Source organism: Flavicella sp. IMCC45668, from assembly GCF_057219105.1.
Map to the genome: position 1 here is coordinate 1,007,997 of NZ_CM170114.1, position 18,533 is coordinate 1,026,529.

At 32.9% G+C, this 18,533-nt stretch carries 20 protein-coding genes; 12 read left to right on the forward strand and 8 right to left on the reverse strand.

Translation table 11 applies throughout. The annotated features are described in order from the left end of the window. The first annotated feature begins 22 nt into the window (after positions 1-22). Positions 23-838: a lysophospholipid acyltransferase family protein gene (locus tag AC2DZ0_RS04725; RefSeq protein WP_300320507.1), complete on the forward strand. Its 816-nt coding sequence runs from the start codon at positions 23-25 to the stop codon at positions 836-838. Positions 839-949: 111 nt separating this feature from the next. Next, the gene (locus AC2DZ0_RS04730; protein ID WP_484491867.1) at positions 950-1,894 is read left to right on the forward strand and encodes a hydrogen peroxide-inducible genes activator; all 945 of its coding nucleotides are present in this window, start codon (positions 950-952) and stop codon (positions 1,892-1,894) included. A gap of 32 nt (positions 1,895-1,926) precedes the next feature. Here AC2DZ0_RS04730 and AC2DZ0_RS04735 read toward each other — a convergent pair whose 3' ends face one another. The 4 genes from AC2DZ0_RS04735 to kdsB all read right to left on the reverse strand — a co-directional run bounded on the left by AC2DZ0_RS04735 (position 1,927) and on the right by kdsB (position 3,986). Next, entirely contained in the window at positions 1,927-2,121 is a 195-nt protein-coding gene (locus AC2DZ0_RS04735) for a hypothetical protein (RefSeq protein ID WP_484491868.1), read from the reverse strand. Between the two features lie 101 nt (positions 2,122-2,222). Then, positions 2,223-2,489, reverse strand: a complete 267-nt coding sequence (locus tag AC2DZ0_RS04740; RefSeq protein WP_484491869.1) for a hypothetical protein — start codon at positions 2,487-2,489, stop codon at positions 2,223-2,225. A gap of 76 nt (positions 2,490-2,565) precedes the next feature. Then, the gene (locus tag AC2DZ0_RS04745; RefSeq protein ID WP_484643997.1) at positions 2,566-3,267 is read right to left on the reverse strand and encodes an HAD family hydrolase; all 702 of its coding nucleotides are present in this window, start codon (positions 3,265-3,267) and stop codon (positions 2,566-2,568) included. After that, positions 3,258-3,986, reverse strand: a complete 729-nt coding sequence (kdsB, locus tag AC2DZ0_RS04750) for a 3-deoxy-manno-octulosonate cytidylyltransferase (RefSeq protein ID WP_484643998.1) — start codon at positions 3,984-3,986, stop codon at positions 3,258-3,260. Before kdsB ends, AC2DZ0_RS04745 begins: the two co-directional genes overlap by 10 nt. 269 nt (positions 3,987-4,255) lie before the next feature. Between kdsB and aqpZ the strand changes: the two genes are divergently transcribed. The 5 genes from aqpZ to AC2DZ0_RS04775 all read left to right on the forward strand — a co-directional run bounded on the left by aqpZ (position 4,256) and on the right by AC2DZ0_RS04775 (position 8,080). Continuing rightward, positions 4,256-4,957: an aquaporin Z gene (gene aqpZ / locus AC2DZ0_RS04755; RefSeq protein WP_484644000.1), complete on the forward strand. Its 702-nt coding sequence runs from the start codon at positions 4,256-4,258 to the stop codon at positions 4,955-4,957. 20 nt (positions 4,958-4,977) lie between these two features. Continuing rightward, entirely contained in the window at positions 4,978-5,580 is a 603-nt protein-coding gene (locus AC2DZ0_RS04760; RefSeq protein ID WP_484644001.1) for a DUF975 family protein, read from the forward strand. Positions 5,581-6,034: 454 nt separating this feature from the next. Next, positions 6,035-6,403, forward strand: coding sequence for a hypothetical protein (locus AC2DZ0_RS04765; RefSeq protein WP_484644002.1), 369 nt, complete (start codon positions 6,035-6,037; stop codon positions 6,401-6,403). Between the two features lie 88 nt (positions 6,404-6,491). Beyond that, positions 6,492-7,745, forward strand: coding sequence for a DEAD/DEAH box helicase (locus AC2DZ0_RS04770; protein WP_484644004.1), 1,254 nt, complete (start codon positions 6,492-6,494; stop codon positions 7,743-7,745). Positions 7,746-7,888: 143 nt separating this feature from the next. Then, positions 7,889-8,080: a cold-shock protein gene (locus AC2DZ0_RS04775; protein WP_300320482.1), complete on the forward strand. Its 192-nt coding sequence runs from the start codon at positions 7,889-7,891 to the stop codon at positions 8,078-8,080. Between the two features lie 74 nt (positions 8,081-8,154). Here AC2DZ0_RS04775 and AC2DZ0_RS04780 read toward each other — a convergent pair whose 3' ends face one another. Together AC2DZ0_RS04780 and AC2DZ0_RS04785 are read right to left on the reverse strand one after the other, a co-directional pair. Next, positions 8,155-10,371: a fibronectin type III domain-containing protein gene (locus tag AC2DZ0_RS04780; protein WP_484644006.1), complete on the reverse strand. Its 2,217-nt coding sequence runs from the start codon at positions 10,369-10,371 to the stop codon at positions 8,155-8,157. Between the two features lie 75 nt (positions 10,372-10,446). Then, positions 10,447-12,075: an ABC transporter substrate-binding protein gene (locus AC2DZ0_RS04785; protein ID WP_484644007.1), complete on the reverse strand. Its 1,629-nt coding sequence runs from the start codon at positions 12,073-12,075 to the stop codon at positions 10,447-10,449. A gap of 130 nt (positions 12,076-12,205) precedes the next feature. Here AC2DZ0_RS04785 and mtaB point away from each other — a divergent pair, with 130 nt between their 5' ends. The 5 genes from mtaB to AC2DZ0_RS04810 all read left to right on the forward strand — a co-directional run bounded on the left by mtaB (position 12,206) and on the right by AC2DZ0_RS04810 (position 15,923). Then, entirely contained in the window at positions 12,206-13,522 is a 1,317-nt protein-coding gene (gene mtaB, locus AC2DZ0_RS04790; protein WP_484644008.1) for a tRNA (N(6)-L-threonylcarbamoyladenosine(37)-C(2))-methylthiotransferase MtaB, read from the forward strand. 27 nt (positions 13,523-13,549) lie between these two features. Further along, positions 13,550-14,203 (forward strand): YqiA/YcfP family alpha/beta fold hydrolase, encoded by a 654-nt coding sequence (locus AC2DZ0_RS04795; RefSeq protein ID WP_484644009.1) that lies wholly within the window; start codon positions 13,550-13,552, stop codon positions 14,201-14,203. A gap of 69 nt (positions 14,204-14,272) precedes the next feature. Next, positions 14,273-15,163 (forward strand): lytic transglycosylase domain-containing protein, encoded by an 891-nt coding sequence (locus AC2DZ0_RS04800; protein WP_484644011.1) that lies wholly within the window; start codon positions 14,273-14,275, stop codon positions 15,161-15,163. A gap of 10 nt (positions 15,164-15,173) precedes the next feature. Next, positions 15,174-15,545 carry a TSUP family transporter gene (locus tag AC2DZ0_RS04805; RefSeq protein WP_484644012.1) on the forward strand — a complete coding sequence of 124 codons (372 nt, stop codon included), beginning with the start codon at positions 15,174-15,176 and terminating at the stop codon, positions 15,543-15,545. Positions 15,546-15,551: 6 nt separating this feature from the next. Then, the gene (locus AC2DZ0_RS04810) at positions 15,552-15,923 is read left to right on the forward strand and encodes a TSUP family transporter (RefSeq protein ID WP_484491882.1); all 372 of its coding nucleotides are present in this window, start codon (positions 15,552-15,554) and stop codon (positions 15,921-15,923) included. 8 nt (positions 15,924-15,931) lie between these two features. Here the strand turns inward: AC2DZ0_RS04810 and AC2DZ0_RS04815 are convergent, their stop codons facing one another. Together AC2DZ0_RS04815 and AC2DZ0_RS04820 are read right to left on the reverse strand one after the other, a co-directional pair. Beyond that, on the reverse strand, positions 15,932-16,873 hold the full coding sequence (locus tag AC2DZ0_RS04815; RefSeq protein ID WP_484644014.1) for an NAD(P)H-dependent flavin oxidoreductase: 942 nt from the start codon (positions 16,871-16,873) through the stop codon (positions 15,932-15,934). A gap of 28 nt (positions 16,874-16,901) precedes the next feature. Beyond that, positions 16,902-18,521, reverse strand: coding sequence for a S8 family serine peptidase (locus AC2DZ0_RS04820; RefSeq protein WP_484644015.1), 1,620 nt, complete (start codon positions 18,519-18,521; stop codon positions 16,902-16,904). Between the last annotated feature and the right edge of the window lie 12 nt (positions 18,522-18,533).

Genomic DNA, 18,533 nt, shown 5'->3' on the forward strand with positions numbered 1-18,533 from the left:
ACTAAAAACTAAACGCTTCTCAATGAAATTCATTAAAAAAAATCCTTTTGGGCATATTTTATTCTTAAAAAAATGGCTTATCAGAATTGTAGGTGTGGTTTCTCATAGAAGATATAATAAGTTCAATAAGTTACAGATTGAAGGTTCTGAAATCATAAGAGATTTACCAGATAGCAATGTTTTATTTGTTGCGAATCATCAAACATATTTTGCTGATGTTGCTGCTATGTATCACGTTTTTAACGCTTCATTAAAAGGAAGAGTTGACACCATTAACAACATAGGCTATATTTGGAATCCTAAATTAAACATGTATTATATTGCTGCTGCTGAAACAATGAAAGCAGGAATACTTCCGAAGATATTTGCATACATGGGTTCCGTATCGATCCAAAGAACATGGAGAAGTGAAGGAAAAGATGTAAAAAGACAAGTAAAGATGTCTGACATTAGCAATATTGGAACTGCATTAAATGACGGTTGGGTAATTACTTTCCCACAAGGAACAACCAAACCATTTAATCCAATAAGAAGAGGTACCTCTCATATTATAAAAACTTACAAACCTATTGTGATTCCTATTGTTATTGATGGATTCAGACGTTCATTTGACAAAAAGGGATTGCTAATTAAAAAACGAGGCGTTTTGCAAAGTATGGTGATTAAAAAACCACTTCAAATTGATTATGAGAATGATTCCTTTGACGACATTGTAAAACAAATTGAAATGGCAATTGAGCAACATCCTTCCTTTTTGAAAGTTATTTCTGTTGAGGAATACAAAAAACAAGAGGATGAACTTAACAAGCAAAGAGAATTCTGGCAAACCAAAAGCTAATTAATTTCCTAGAAAACTGAATTTTCACCATCTACTACAAAAAACTTTAATTTTATTTTTTAATAGACAAAACCAATAGTTTTTATTATTTTTATCGCAAATAATGATACTATGACTATTACTCAATTAAAGTATATCCTTGCGGTTGCAGAACACAAGAATTTTACCGTAGCTTCTGAACATTGCTTTGTAACTCAGCCCACGTTAAGTATGCAAATACAAAAACTAGAAGATGAGCTAGATGTCGTAATTTTTAACAGAGCCAAAAAACCAATCTCTTTGACGGAAATTGGTGAGAAAATAGTTTTTCAGGCAAAAACTATTGTTGAAGAAAGTAATAGGATTAATGACATTGTAGATCAGCAAAAAGGTTACATAGGCGGAGAATTCAAAATAGCTATCATTCCTACCATTATGCCAACTTTGTTGCCTATGTTTTTAAAAACATTCAACACAAAACACCCTAAGGTAAATCTACAAATTGAAGAGTTAACAACAGAGGAGTGTATCAAAAAATTATCTGATGGACATATTGATGCAGCCATTGCAGCTACTCCTTTAGAAAATCCAAGTATCAAAGAAAAACCATTATACTATGAACCTTTTGTTGGTTTTATTCCGAGCTCTCATAAATTATATAACAACAAATTATTATGTGTAGATGAATTGGATGCTGATGATATTTTATTACTGAAAGACGGACATTGCTTCAAGGAAAGCATCCTTAATATGTGTAGTTCTTTCAATTCTCCAAATGCGAAATCTTTTCGTTTAGAAAGTGGGAGTTTTGATACTTTGATCAAATTAGCCAAAGAAAATCTTGGGATGACTTTACTTCCTTATTTACATAGTTTAGATTTATCTGCGGAGGACAAAAAACTTTTAAGAGAATTTGAAAAACCTGTCCCGGCTAGAGAAGTTAGTTTACTGTATCATAAATCGCAATTAAAAATGCAATTGATCGAAGCCTTAAAAACAACTATTGATGGTATCGTAAGAGGTGCAATATCTTTTAACGATGTAAAAATCATTAGTCCCTTGACAAAAAAGAAATAAAAAAATCCTGTAGATAATTCTACAGGATTTTTTTAAACTACAAGTTCTAAACTTTCTCTTAATTCTGGTTTATTTACAGTAAAACTGTTCAACCATATTTTTAATTCTTCAATTTCATAAGGTTGTAATTTTTTCATTGCTTTCTCTACTTCCTTGTGAAATAATTCCGAATTAAAACTGACCTTTTCTAATATTTCTTTAGTATAATCAAATACTGCTCTTGACATTTATTTTTTTTTTAGTAATACTTTTTCAATGCCTCAAATATACTCAAAAAAAATGCTAGATGAATCATCTAGCAGTCTTTTAACACTTGTTAACACTTCTTTTATAAAGCATTTATTTTTGCAACCAAACTAGCTGCTACTGTTTCTAATTCTGATTTAATTGATGTAAAATGTGCTTTTTTACTTTCCACATTTTTTACATGAATTTTATCCATCAAAGCATCAAAAGAAGAAATTGCCTCATCGATAATTTCCTGAGCTTTTGAAGCGTCTGCTCCTTCATTATTAAACTCCCATACGTAACATGCTTCAATAAGATCTCCTAAAGTATTATGAATATCTTTTTTTAAATTTTTAATCGCTGCCATTATTTTCTTTTTTTATTTAATGCAAATTTAGTCATTTATAACTGATTAGATGTTATAAACGAGTTAAGATAACGTATCAAACAACTCCTATTAATTCTTTTATATTTTTAAACGTTTTATAGGTCTCTTTAGAACACTCCAACTCATCAACTTGCTCATGCAACCAAGTTGTATGATAAGGTATGTGGATAGCAGAAGCACCAATTGCTACAAGAGGAAGAATATCTGACTTTAAGGAATTTCCAATCATTAATAATTCATCAGGTTTAATATCTAAATGATTTACAATTTTTAAATAATCTGATTCTTTTTTATCACTCATCACCTCAACATGATGAAAATATTTTAACAAACCCGATTTTTCTAATTTGCGTTCTTGATCCAATAAATCTCCTTTGGTAGCAACGATCAATCTATATTTTCCTTGCAGTGCTTTCAACACTTCTTCTACTCCGTCTAACAATTCAATAGGCTTTTGAAGCATATCCTTTCCAATACCTATTATCTCATTAATTACTTTTGCTGGTACCTTTTGATTCGAAATTTCAACAGCTAACTCCACCATAGATAAAATAAAAGCTTTCACACCATATCCATAATGTTTAAGGTTATTAATCTCCATTTTATATAGCTCTTGGTTGATCTTATTTTCTGTTTCATAAGCCGATAACAATCTAGCTACCTCATGCTCAGCCTCTCTAAAATAAGGTTCATTTACCCATAAAGTATCATCTGCATCAAATGCAATCACCTTTATTTTTTTCAAATCTATTTCCATAATTCATTGGCTTTAATCAAATCTTCTTCTGTATCAATTCCAATAACCTTATACAGTGTTTCAACCATTTTTATCTTTTTCCCATACTCCAAAAATCGTATTCCTTCTAACTTCTCAGTAGCCTCATTTTGTTTCATCGGCATCTCTGTGAAAGAAGTTAATGCTGATTTTCTAAACGCATAGATCCCAATATGTTTGTAATAGGTTGTAGGTATCTCTTTATTTTGCGGATAAGGAATAGGAGACCTAGAAAAATACATAACACAATTATAAGAGTCCATAACTACTTTTACATTATTAGGATTTTCTATTTCATCCCAGCGATCCATCGGATGTACCAAAGATGCTAAATCAATCTTTTGTTCAGGATCATTTTTAAAGACTTCTATCAAATCTCTTAGAGGTTCAATTCTAGTAAAAGGTTCATCTCCTTGTACATTTACTACCACATCTACATTCAAATCAACTGCTGCCTCAGCAATTCTGTCTGAACCTGTTTCATGATTTTTTTGACTTACAAAAACCTTACCTCCCACCGCTTCAACTTTTTCCTTTATAACCTCACTATCCGTTACCACATAAACTTCATCAAAAAGTTCAGTTTGCACTGCCGCTTGATAAGTTCTAACAATTACAGGTTCACCTGCTAAATCTTTTAATAACTTCCCTGGAAATCTTGAAGCTCCAAATCGAGCTGGAATCATTGCAATCACTTTCATAATAAGAGGTAAAAAATCAAGTTTAATTAATAAAAATCAAAGATAGAAAAAAGGATTCCTTAGTTTTCATTTTTATGGAGATAATCAAAGAGAACTTCTCCATTATATTTTTTTGTACTTTAGTAAAGCATGAAAATCAAAACAACTGTAATTTATCAAAAATAACCATAAACAAAATTGAAGTTACTGTTTGTATACTAACATCCTAAAATTCAGGATAAAATCATATTTTCATGCTCAAATCAACAATACTAACTTAAAATTAAATTATGAAAAAATTATTAGCAGAATTTATTGGAACATTTTGGCTCGTTTTAGGAGGCTGTGGAAGTGCTGTTTTGGCTGCAGGAGTTGACACTGTAGGAATTGGCCTTGTGGGAGTATCTCTTGCATTTGGTTTGACCGTTTTAACAGGTGCATATGCATTAGGCCATATCTCTGGTGGACATTTTAACCCGGCCGTATCTGTTGGACTTTATTTAGGAGGTAGATTTGACAAAAAAGACCTTTTGCCTTATATAATATCACAAGTAATAGGTGGTATATCGGGTGCCGCAGTGTTATTTATTATTGTAAGTAGCTCACCTGATTTTGCTGGTGTTGGAACTGCACCTGGAGCTTTTGCAAGTAACTTTTATGATGCAAACGTATATGGTGTAAACTTTGGAATGATGGGAGCTCTTGTAACTGAGGTTGTCATGACATTTATGTTCTTAATAGTTATTTTAGGAGCGACACATAAAAATGCATCTCCAGGGTTTGGAGGAATGGCTATTGGTTTGGCATTGACATTGATTCATTTGATTAGTATCCCTGTAACTAATACTTCTGTTAATCCTGCAAGAAGTACAGCAAGTGCAATTTTCGTAGGAGGTGAGGCAATGGGCCAATTATGGCTATTTTGGGTTGCCCCTATTGTTGGAGCTGCATTAGCCGGTATTGTTTATAAATTTATGGCGCCTAACGATTAATTTTTATAAAACCTAATAAAATGACTATTTCTGAATTAATGAAATCCTCTAAAGAGTCTTTGACAAACCAATGGGGACTTGCAATTGGAACCTTTCTTGTATTTCTACTATTAACTGGAGGTACACAAACTATTGTTGAGGAATATCCTTTCGCAATTATTTTCTCTGCCTTAATTTCAGGCCCTTTTGCAACTGGCCTAAGTCTTTTTTCATTGAAAATTTCAAGAGGTGAAGATGCTAGGTTTGAAGATTCCTTTACCGGATTCTCTAACTTTTTAAATTCATTTTTAGCATATCTTTTAATGATGTTGCTCGTAACAGCGGGAATTATTTTGTTTATTGTTCCGGGTATCATTATCGGAATCGCTTTAAGCATGACCTTTTTTATCATCGCAGAAGACGACCAAATATCAGCAGTAGACGCTCTAAAGAAAAGTTATAAAATGATGGATGGTCATAAAATGAAATATTTCTTTTTATATCTAAGGTTTATAGGACTTCTATTGTTATGTATTTTAACTTTAGGTATCGGTTTACTTTGGCTAGTTCCCTATATGTATGTAACCAATGCTAAATTTTATGATAGTATTAAAGAAGACACTGTCATTGATATTTTAGCATAAGCAATCCGAGCAACGAAATCAAAATAAAAAACATAAGTTTATATTTTGTTAATTTTTCAACGCAAAGATACTTTAAAAGAAAATATTTAATATATTTGATTCATGATGAAAGAATTTTTGAACATATCTCAATTACAAAAAGCAATGACAACTGTGTTAAAATCCATTTTTAACATGGAAAATCGTGGTATGTCAGCTGTATATATTAAAGTTGAAAAACGAAAAAGTCCTTTTGATCATTTTAAGAAATAAAAATATCATTCTATTATATCAAAGGTGCTTTTCAAATGAAAAGCACCTTTTTTTTTACTATTAATTTAAAATAACAATTATGAAAACAACAACGAAAAAAATTATGAAAGCATTAAAAAACATTTCCATGGTCTTATCATTCCAAAATAGAAAAGTTCCAGAAAGCTACATCCCCATTTATATAACTCATTGATTAAAAATTATGAAAACGCAATACCCAATACAAACAAACACTTACAGTTTCAACATTGCAAAAGGCGATGTAAACAACAACAAAACATTATTGCCATCTGTTTTATACAACAAAATGGAATCTACCGCCAAACAATTCTTAAAAGGCATAGAAGAGCAAAAAAATATACAGCAACATCTTTTCAAATTAAATGTTTTACAGCATGCCTTTTTAAAAGATAGACTGAAAATTACGCATACCATTCAAAAATTAGACTCAAAAGAAATTCTATTTACAGTTTTGGTTCATAGAGAAAACAGTGTTCACAAAGAAATAATTTGTAACGCTACTTTCGGGTTTACTATAAATAATAAGCAAAGCTTAGATATTGCCTCTTAATAAAAATGCTGGTACTAATTTAGTATCAGCATTTACTTTACTCATTATCCCGTTTGAATAACCTACCTTTGCATCTTATACATAATTTATGACATTCAAAGATTTAGAGATCATTGCTCCAATTCAGGAAGCTCTTGACTCAAAAGGATATACAACTCCCACACCTATTCAAAGACAAGCAATTCCCATTTTATTAGAAGGAAATGATTTATTAGGTTGTGCTCAAACTGGAACTGGTAAAACAGCCGCTTTTGCTATTCCAATCATTCAACAACTTTTTAATAGTTCAAATACTAAAAAGAGACCAAAACGCATTAAAGCCTTAATCGTTACTCCTACAAGAGAATTAGCGATTCAAATTGCGGATAACTTCACGGAATATTCGAAAAACACACATCTAAAAAATACCGTGATCTTTGGAGGTGTTAAACAAGCTAGCCAGGTTGGAAGGTTAAAACAAGGAGTTGACATATTAATAGCTACTCCTGGAAGATTGTTAGATTTAATCAATCAAAACTTACTTTCTATAAGATATATTGAACATTTTGTTTTAGATGAAGCAGACCAAATGTTAGACATGGGCTTTATCAATGATATCAAAAAAATATTGAGGCTTTTACCTGAAAAAAGACAATCTCTTTTTTTCTCTGCAACAATGCCCAACAATATTAAAGAACTATCACAAACCATTTTGCACAATCATCAAAGTGTAACCATCAAACCTAAACAAGCTACCGCAGAAAAAGTTGGACAGTCTATTTATTTTGTTAAAAAAAGTGATAAAACAAAACTTTTGATAGACATTATCAATGAAAACCCCAAATTAACAACCATCGTTTTTTCTAGAACCAAACATGGAGCAGATAAAGTGGTAAAAAAATTAGCACAAGCAGGTATTAAATCTGCTGCAATCCACGGTAACAAATCTCAAAACGCAAGGCAAAGAGCTTTAGGTGCTTTTAAAAATGGGGAACTAAATATTTTAATAGCAACGGATATTGCGGCTAGAGGGATTGATGTATCTGACTTGGCTATGGTAATTAATTTTGATTTACCCAACATCCCTGAAACCTATGTACATCGAATCGGTAGAACGGGAAGAGCTGATGCTAGTGGAAATGCTATATCATTTTGTGATGTTGAAGAAAGACCTTATTTGAGAGACATCGAAAAGCTCATCAATCAAAAAATCCCTGTTATAGAAAGTCATGATTACGTTGACGACAGCAAAGAATCTTTTGAGAAAAAGGGACCTTCTAAACAAAAACAACAAGCAAGAAGAAAGGGAAACGCCAACAAAGGAAAACCAAAAAACAGACGTCAAAACCAGAATCGTAATTAATTAAAAATTTCACTTTTCATTTAACTCAAATGTAAATATTTCGTTATTCTTTTACCATTTGTTTAAAAAATAAAATAAACATTAGCATTTTTAACAATATAATGCTAAATTTGGTTACAACTAATTATAATTAATTTACAAAAATGAGTAAAGGTACAGTAAAGTTCTTCAATGAAACTAAAGGTTTTGGATTCATTACAGAAGAAGGATCAAGCAATGAACATTTCGTTCACGTAACAGGTTTAATCGATGAAATCCGTGAGGGTGACGAAGTAGAATTTGAATTACAAGAAGGAAGAAAAGGTATGAATGCAGTTAACGTAAAAGTTATCTAAACACATATTTTAAAGTATTAAAAAGCCTATCAAATAATTTGATAGGCTTTTTTATTTTATATGAATTTTATGGTTTACTCTTTAATTACCCGAATTACTTTCTCATTAATTTTTAGTAAATAAACACCGCCTGACAATCCTTCTAAACTCAAGCTATTATTGCTTTTACTTAATTCACCCTGCGATACTAGTGTACCTGACATATCAAATACCTCATAAAAACTATCTTGGTTTATATTTAGAACGGTTACTTTCGAATTAGCTGGATTTGGATACACACTAATAGCTGAGCTTTTTTTCTGAAGTTCTGAAACTGACAAAGCATTTAAATCAAACACTTTGATATTATCTATAGCCATATCCCCAGCAAATGTTCCACCACGAACAGCTCTAAAGAAAAATCTAACTTCTTGATTTGCATAAGTATTCAAATCCACAGTGGCCGTTAGGAAATCATCTGACGTATCACTTTGCTGTTCTCCTTCAAACTGCTTTATTAAGCTAGAAACACCATTTTCATCAACAATATAGAGCTGTAAATCACCCATTTCGTTACCTACCATATGATAATCAAAACTTATAGTCGGTGTTGTAAAAACACTCAAGTCTACTGCATAGTTTAAATATAAATCTGCTGTAGACCCGTAATCGGTATCTACATTGCTATTAGCCTCTAAGTAAGCATAATACCCTGATCCACCTGAACCAGCTTCAGGCCCCGTGCCATTAGATCCGGTTGCCCCTGTATTCACAAACCATTTTGCACTTGTAACAGCTTCTTGTAATAAACAATCCTCATCATCTATCACAAATTTTGAGTTATACGTTTCAAAATCTTCTAAAATAACTTCCTGGACAGTGGCACATAAAGTGGAAAAACTATTTAATTGAACCCATTCACTTTGCTCTTCTTCAGTACATAGAGAACGAATATAAACATCGTAGGAAGTATCTTCACTTAAACCAGTTATTTCATGTGAGTTTTGAGCGACAACTACCATTGTACCTGTTCCCTGAGAAAATCCGTTTATCCCATATTCTAGCTCCCAACTAGATTCTTGATAACCTTGACTCCATTCTATATCTACAGAGGTTGAACTCCATGATATCGCTTTAAAATCAGTCGGCTCTTCACAAGCCTTTAAAGTTGATCTTTCGGTAACTCCTTCCCAAATACTTTTGTTATCTTCTCCACAAACCGCTCTCACATAAAATTCATAGCTCGTATCCGAATCTAGATTTGTAACCACATAAGGATTCGTTGTGACATTCGAAATGATTACTCCTTCTCCATTATCATTCGTAAAATCTTTCGGTCCATACTCTATCTCCCATTCTGTTTCATCTCCCATTACAGCCCACGAAACACTAATAGAACTTGGTGTACTGTTACTACTTTTAATATTATCTGGTTTAGGACATGTGTAGGGTGTAGTAAAGTTTGAAGATTTTACCCAATTAGAAAAATCCCCAGCTCCGCAGCTAGCACGTACATATACTTCGTAACTCGTGTTTTCCGTTAAATTCGATGCAGTATAACTATTTTGAACTATGGATTCTCCGGCAACATTAGGCTCATCTAAACTAGACTCTTGAACAATTATCTCCCAAGCAGTTTCACTATATCCGACTGTAAAATTAATAGTTGCTGATGTATCCTCAATATCTGACACAAGAATATTTGATGGGTCTGAACAACTTGTATTCACCACACTAACATCATCAACCATCCAGTAATTACCTTCTACCCCTAAATCGTCAAAAACAAACATTACCTGCATCACAGCATTTTTGTAACTTGCAATATCAATTTCCACCGTTTCAGAACTAAATAATAATGAGCTTCCAGCATGGGTATGAACAGTTACCCAACTAGTCCCGTTATAAACTTGAACCAAAGCTATATCATCATTATCACTACCATTATAAGACTCATCAAACTTTAATATTAACTTTGTAGCAGCACTAGAGTCAAAAACAGGAGTTAACAGCGTTTCTTTAAATGCAATTGCTTGAGATTTTGCAGCTACGCCCATAAATGGACCTTCTTCTCCGCCTTCTCCTCCACCTCCATGACTAAAGTTATTAGATACATATGCGGCATCAGTTTCACCAATTCTAAAAGAATCCAAATCTCCCGAACTCCAAGAATCCCCTGTTGCGGAGCCCTCATCAATAACACTAAAACTTCCCAATCCAGAATCAAAATTTTCTGAGACGTACGTTTGTGCCACAATAATATTGAAGGATATCAACAACAGAAGTAATAAATTTTTCTTTAAAACATTCATAATAGTAGTATAATTTAAATTTGTAATAGGTATTAATAAAACAATTGAATTGTTGTTTACCCTACTCTCTAAACACTATTTTATTTCTTTTCTTACTCTTTTTAAAATCAAATGATTGATTGGATTGATCCCTAGACCGGATACATTTTTTTGTGTAAAACGAACCACCTCATCATAGTATAATGGGATCACGGGAGCGGACTCCATTAACAAACTATCCATTTTTTGATATAGTTTTTCGCGTTCATTTTTATCAACTGTTACCAATGATTTTTCAAACAACATATCGTATTGTTTATTTGAGTAATGAGTATAATTAGGTCCATTAGGAGAAAACTTCTTGCTATGGAAAATAAACAAATAATTTTCTGCATCTGGATAATCAGCAACCCAACTTCCTCTAAAAACACTCAATTGACCGTTCACTTTTGTTTGTCGCAATGTTGATGGTGGCATCACGTCAATCTCTACATTCAAACCTGTTTTCTCAACCTCACGCTGAATATATTCGCACAAATCCAAATATTGACTATTCGTACTTATTGTAACGGACGGATTTAAATCTCCTGTCTCATCCATATAAGACTGCACCATTTTTTTTGCTTTCTCAGGCTGATAATCATAACCTTTCATATTATTAAAAGAAGGCAAACCTTTTGGAATAAATCCATTTACTGCAGGTGTGCCTATTCCATTTCTTAAATAGAATATCATTTTTTTCCTATCAAAGCCATAGTTTAAGGCTTTTCTAATTTTCAAAGACTGAACTTCATTTTCATCTGCATCCAAATAAACCCCCAAATACTCCGTATTCAAATAAGGTCCTTTTACCATATTTATCTTAGATTCATAAGTCTCTGTAAGTACCCCAGAGGTTGTTAGCAATTCATCTTTATAAGAAGCATCAATACTATTTAAAAAGTCTAAATTACCCTGAACAAACTGTAAAAACTCACTTTGTTTGTCCGGTAAAAATGTGATCGCTACCGCTTCAATATATGGTAAACTCTGCCCTTTACTGTCTTTTTCGTAATAGCTATTATTTTTTCTAAAAACCAACTTTGTATTTTCCACCCACAACTTAAAGTAAAAAGGCCCCGTTCCTATAGGATGTGATCTAAAATTATCCTTAAAATAATTGATGGCCTCTTTGGGTACTACCGAACAATAACGCATACTCAACAAACTTAAAAACGGAGGAAACGCTTGTTTCAATCTTATGGTAAAGACAGAATCATTCTTCGCCTCAAATTGTGAAACATGCTCTAAAACCCACTTTCCAGGTGACGCTACTTTTGGGTCTAATAATCTATTAAAACTATATTCAAAATCCTTTGCTACCACCTTTCTAGTAGAATCTCGACCAAATAGTTTATGCTTATGAAAATACACATCATCCCTTAATGTAAATTCATATTTTTTTCCATCCTCGGAAATAGTCCATGACTTTGCAATATCTGGCTGAACCTGCAAAGAGTCGTTCAACTGCACTAAACTATTGAATAATTGATTGGTAGCCCAAATTGTACGTAAGTCCTTTGCAAATGCAGGATCTAAGGTCGTAATGTTTGCCGCTTCATTATAACGAAACACTAAGTTAGATGAATCTTTTGTATTTCCTTTAGAACAAGAAAACAAAACCACCAATCCAAATAAGCTGATTAAAATTTTACTAGCGAAACTATTCCAACTAAGATTATTCATACATTTTTTAATAATTCAGTGTAACAAACTGAAGCTTTAAGTTAACTATTTTGATGCTAATAATTCAGTCGAAAACGTATAAAAAAATTGAGTTTAAAGACTTACTTTTGTAAGCGACAAAAGTACAAGAATGAATACAGATAAAAAAGTAGCTTTTTACACTTTAGGATGTAAATTAAATTTTTCAGAAACCTCAACAATTGCTAGAAGTTTTCAAGAAGAAGGATTCAAAAGAGTTGATTTTGAAGAAAAAGCAGATATATATGTGATCAACACATGTTCCGTAACAGATAATGCTGACAAACGCTTTAAATCCATCGTAAAAAACGCTTTAAAGAAAAATAATGATGCCTTTTTAATTGCTGTAGGATGCTATGCACAACTTAAGCCAGAAGAATTGGCAAATGTAGAAGGGGTTGATTTGGTACTAGGAGCTACTGAGAAATTTAAAGTTACGGATTATATAAATGATCTTTCCAAAAATGATATGGGTGAGGTGCATTCCTGTGAAATTTCTGAAGCCGACTTTTATGTTGGCTCTTATTCTGTTGGAGATCGCACAAGAGCCTTTTTGAAAGTTCAAGATGGATGTGATTATAAATGCACCTATTGCACGATTCCTTTAGCAAGAGGAATTTCTAGAAGTGATACGCTTCAAAATGTTTTAAAAAATGCAGAAGAAATTTCACAAAAAGACATCAAAGAAATTGTTTTAACTGGAGTGAATATTGGTGACTATGGAAAAGGTGAATTTGGAAATAAAAAACACGAACATACTTTTTTTGAATTAGTTCAAGCTTTAGATGAAGTAAAAGGCATTTATAGATTAAGAATTTCTTCTATTGAACCCAATTTGCTCAAAAATGAAACCATTGATTTTGTTGCAAACAGCAAAACTTTTGTTCCTCATTTCCATATTCCTTTACAAAGTGGTAGCGATACTTTATTAAAATTAATGAAAAGACGTTATTTGCGTCAGGTTTATACAGATCGAGTTTCTGCAATTAAATCAAAGATGCCCAATGCTTGTATTGGTGTAGATGTTATTGTAGGATTTCCTGGAGAAACAGATGAATTATTTCTTGAAACGTACAATTATTTAAATGAGATGGATGTCTCCTATTTGCATGTGTTTACGTATTCTGAAAGACCTAATACAGAAGCGGCTGACATGAAAGGTGTTGTCTCTGCCAATGTTAGAAAAAAACGTAGTAAAATGCTCCGTGGCCTCTCTGTTAAAAAAAGACGTGCATTTTATGAAAGTCAGATTGACACAGAACATACTGTACTATTTGAAAGCGAAAACAAAGAGGGGTACATTCAAGGTTTTACCGAAAATTATGTAAAAGTTAAAACTCCCTGGAATCCGAATTTAGTGAACACCATACATAAAATTAAGCTGACAAAGATTGATGAAGATGGACTTGTACGTTTCGATTTTCTCTAACCATTTTTTTGATGTACCTTCTGATTTATGAAAAAACATATTTATTTCATTCCTGGTACAGCTGCTAATTCTAAAATTTTCGATCGTATTAAACTCGACGATCAAAAATATGAAATACATTATCTAACATGGCACATCCCATCTTCCAAAAATCAGAACATTAAATCTTATGCTAAAGAATTATGTGCTCAGATTAAACACCAGTCCCCAATCCTAATTGGTATTTCCTTCGGCGGAATTATGGCACAAGAAATAGGTAAAATTATTGATTATGAGAAGCTTGTTATTATCTCTAGTATAAAAAACAAACATGAATTACCAAACTCTCTACAGTTGATAAAAAAATTGAAACTGTATGTTTTTGCACCTACTAGATTTATTGATCCATTGGAGAAAATTTTAACTTTATGTTTTGGAAATAAAGCGAAAAAACAAATAGAAGTATATAGAATGTATCTTTCACAAAGAAATCCCCTGTACCTCAAATGGGCCATTAAAGAAATTTTATATTGGAATCAAGAAAAAAGTATTTCTGATATTATTCATATCCATGGAACAAGTGACTTTATTTTCCCTATTACGAATATTCAAAACTGTATTTCTATAAAAGATGGATCACATGCTATGATTTTAACAAAGGCTCAGAAAATAAATAAAATTTTATCTAGAGAATTAGCATAATGGCTCGAAATTTGTAACTTTAAGTTTACTCGAATTAACCATTTTGGGTCTTACTAAATTTCTATAATTATGCGCACCTTCAAAACATATATTTTTGCAATTATATTGATAATCTTAACTTCTGCTATATTTATTTATAGTACCGAGGAGCCTACTAAAAACACCAGTGATACTTATCAAATAAAAGCGCTTAAAATCCCTAATAACCTCACTTTTGCTGGAGAAAACATTCCTTTAAATAAACCAGACGTCAGAGAACGTATTGACAAAGAGTTATTAGTAAACACCTACTGGCAATCCAACGCTTTGCTTTTGATAAAAAGGTCACACAAATTTTTTCCTATCATTGAACCGATTCTAAAAAAGAATGGAATTCCAGAGGATTTTAAATACTTAGCAGTTATTGAGAGTGGTTTAGAAAATGTTACCTCTTCTGCCGGTGCCAAAGGCTTCTGGCAATTAATGCCGCATACAGCAAAAGAGCGAGGACTTGAAGTAAATAATAATGTAGATGAACGTTATAATATTGAAAAGGCCACGGAAGCTGCTTGTCAATATTTACTGGACTCAAAAGAAAAATTTGGTACTTGGACCTTAGCGGCCGCTGCATATAATGCTGGTAATAGAGGAATTTCAAGAAATCAAGAAAAACAACAGGTAAACGATTACTATGATCTATTACTTAGTAGTGAAACACAGAGATATGTCCCACGAATAATCGCCATCAAAGAAATTCTTTCTCACCCACAGCATTATGGATTTATTTTTGACAATGAAGATTTATATGAACTTTCTAAAACGAAATTGATATCTGTGGATACCGCTATTCATAATATTGCTTCTTTTGCAAAAGAAATGAATTGTAACTATAAACAAATCAAATTACACAACCCTTGGTTAAGAGAAAACCACTTGAATAATAGATCTCGAAAACAATATCAGATAAAAATACCTGAATAAAAAAATATAAATGACCCTCACAACAACCATTTTAATACTCATATTCATAGGAATAACTGCTGGTATCGTAAGTGGACTTGTTGGGATTGGAGGTGGTATTATTATGGTACCCCTATTTGTTTTTCTTTTAGGCTACACCCAACACGGAGCACAAGGGTTAAGCTTAGCCATCATGCTACCACCCGTTACTTATTTTGCAGTTTCTAACTATCACAAAGCAGGTGAAGTCAATTGGAAGTATACTATTATTGTGGCACTCTTTTTTACTGTTGGTGGTTTTTTAGGTTCAGAAATAGCAATCCGTATCGATCAAGTTTCATTAAAAAAAGTCTTTGGTGTCGTAATGTTCATAGCAGGAATCAAAATGTACTTTGGAAAATAAATTTCTATGCAAAAAAACAAACCCATTCTTATCCTTATCGGAATTGGCATCCTAGCTGGAATTTTAAGTGGGCTAGTTGGTGTGGGTGGTGGAATCGTTATGGTACCTCTTTTTGTTTATTTACTAAACTTTACTCAGCATAACGCACAAGGATTGAGCCTGGCGGTAATGCTTCCACCTGTAACCTACTTTGCTGTCAACAATTACAGCAACACAGCCCCAATCAACTGGTACTATATGATTACCATAGCGATATTATTCTCTTTAGGTGGTTTTATTGGTTCAAAAATTGCACTAAAAATCAATCAAAAATCGTTGAAGAAAATTTTTGCAGTTTTACAAATAATCGTTGCAGTAAAAATGATTTTTGATTTCTGATACTATCTTTATATGAAAAGGGAACTCTCAACAACTTTTTGATACTCTTGAACCATATCGTTAATTATTTCTTGAGCCGATTCAATTTCGTTAATCACACTAGCTATCTGTCCTATTTCCATCATTCCTTCCAACATTTCCCCTTCAAAAATTCCTTTTTTCAATCTACCCTTTCCTAGAAAATCTTTTAATTCAGAAGGCGTATGATGCTTTGAGAATTGAAGCAACGTGTCGTAAAATTCATTTTTTATCATTCTAACTGGGGCTATCTCTTTTAAGGTAAGCATTGTATCTCCTTCTTGCGTGGACAATACGCGCTCCTTAAAATTTTGATGAGCGGAAGATTCGATACTCGCAGCAAATCTACTTCCCACCTGAACACCATCAGCGCCCAACACCATAGCAGCAAGCATTCCACGCCCAGTAGCAATACCACCTGCCGCAATTAATGGAATCTCTAGTCCTTGCTTTACTGTAGGAATTAAAGTAAAGGTAGTGCTCTCTTCCCTTCCATTATGACCTCCTGCTTCAAAACCCTCAGCAACTACGGCATCTACCCCGGCCTCCTGAGCTTTTAAAGCAAACTTCAAACTACTTACAACATGCACTACAGTAATTCCATGCTCCTTTAATTTTGCGCTATATAATTTAGGATTTCCAGCAGAGGTAAAAACAATTTTCACTTTTTCCTCAATAACAATTGATATCAACTCTTCTATATTAGGATATATCATTGGAATATTTACTCCAAAGGGTTTATCGGTTGCTTTCTTACATTTTCTTACATGAGACCGAAACATCTCTGGATACATAGAACCAGATCCAATTAATCCTAGTCCACCTGCATTACTTACAGCGGCAGCCAATTTATACCCACTTACCCAAACCATTCCTCCTTGAATGATTGGATATTTTATTTTAAATAAATCTGTAATTTTATTTGATTTCATTAATTCGCTTTACTATAAAATTCTATTTCTAGTTTTTTATTAATTTAACGGAGCGTCTATACTTACCTTTAACCAACTCCAAAAAATAAACACCACTTTCTAAAGTACTTACATCTATTTTAGCATCTTTGTTTGATAAAGACTTCTCTAGGACAAGTTGTCCTAAGACATCATAAAAATATACTTTGCCCCCAAGATGTGGCTCTTTCAAAGCAATAACCAAATAATTGTTTACCGGATTGGGATAAATTTGTATTTCATCAAGAACTAATCTACTGACACCTAACGACTCATAAATAGATTGGTAATTAGGGATACCATAACCATATTGATCAGATGGATTATCATATTTATTTGCAGATGTTACGATCAGGTTTTTTATCTCACTAGCGGTTTTATTCGGAAAAGCTTGCCATAAACAAGCACTCATACCCGCAATAATTGGACCTGAAAATGAAGTTCCGCTTGAAATTGAAATATTCCCAGCACTGTTGATTACATAAACACTTTTTCCATGTGCTACCACCTCCGGTTTTACTCGGTTATCTGCTGTTGGGCCAAAAGAACTAAAACTTGCTATTACTCCATTGGAATCTACTGCTCCAACTGACAAAACAGATGCAACATCCGCCGGTGCACTTATATACTTCCAAGAACTACTTCCTTCATTCCCTGCCGAGGTAACTAATAAAATACCTCTAGATGATGCAATTTCTGCCCCTCTGGAAATAAATGTTGTATTTCCATCCATATCTGAATATGAATAATTATAACTAGAGTCGTCAAATGTGGTATACCCTAATGAGGTATTTATAATATCTACACCAATGCTATCTGCAGCTTCTGCAGCTTCTACCCACAAACTTTCCTCTAAAGGTGTTTCTGAACTTGCATCTTCTGTTACAAATAAATAAAATTGAGCATTTGGTGCAGTACCTATATATTGATCATCTATATAAGCGCCTATTGTAGACAAAACAGATAACCCATGTGTATTTCCTGTATCACCATAAAAGTTAGAATCTCTATGGACATAATCATAGCCCCCTAATATCTCTCCGTTACTTAGATTGGCATCGTGCAACCTAGAAAAGGCAGTAAAATTTTCTACCCCCTTGAACCCTGCATCTAAAACGGCAATTTTAAGACCATTACCTAAATATCCCAAGTCATGTAAAAAGTCGCCTGAAAGCATTGCTATTTGATTTTCTGTAACTCCATAATCTAGCTCAGATGACGCTGCGGTTTCCAATCTAAATTTACTAATAGACCTTTTGAAGCTTCCCTTATTAAGACTATGGTCTTTAAACTGAATAGAGTCTACAATACTCAAACTGTTCAATAAATTAATATCCGTAGCTGTTCCCTTAACATGTAATGCATTCAACCACTTTGACTTTGCCAAAACAGTAATACCGGAACTCTGAGAAATCGATGTGATATAACTTCCTTCAACCGGAACATCTTTCAAATCCAAACTAAGACCTTGTGCCGTTCTTCTATCCAAAGACTTTTGACTCAGCATTAATAATGGAGAAGCCAAATAGGTACTTGAAGAGGGCTTGTCCTTAAAATAAACCCACGCATCCTCCTCTTGAGAAAAACACAACGAACTGAATAGACAAAACGTAAAAACCAAAACTTTCATCTTAACAATTTA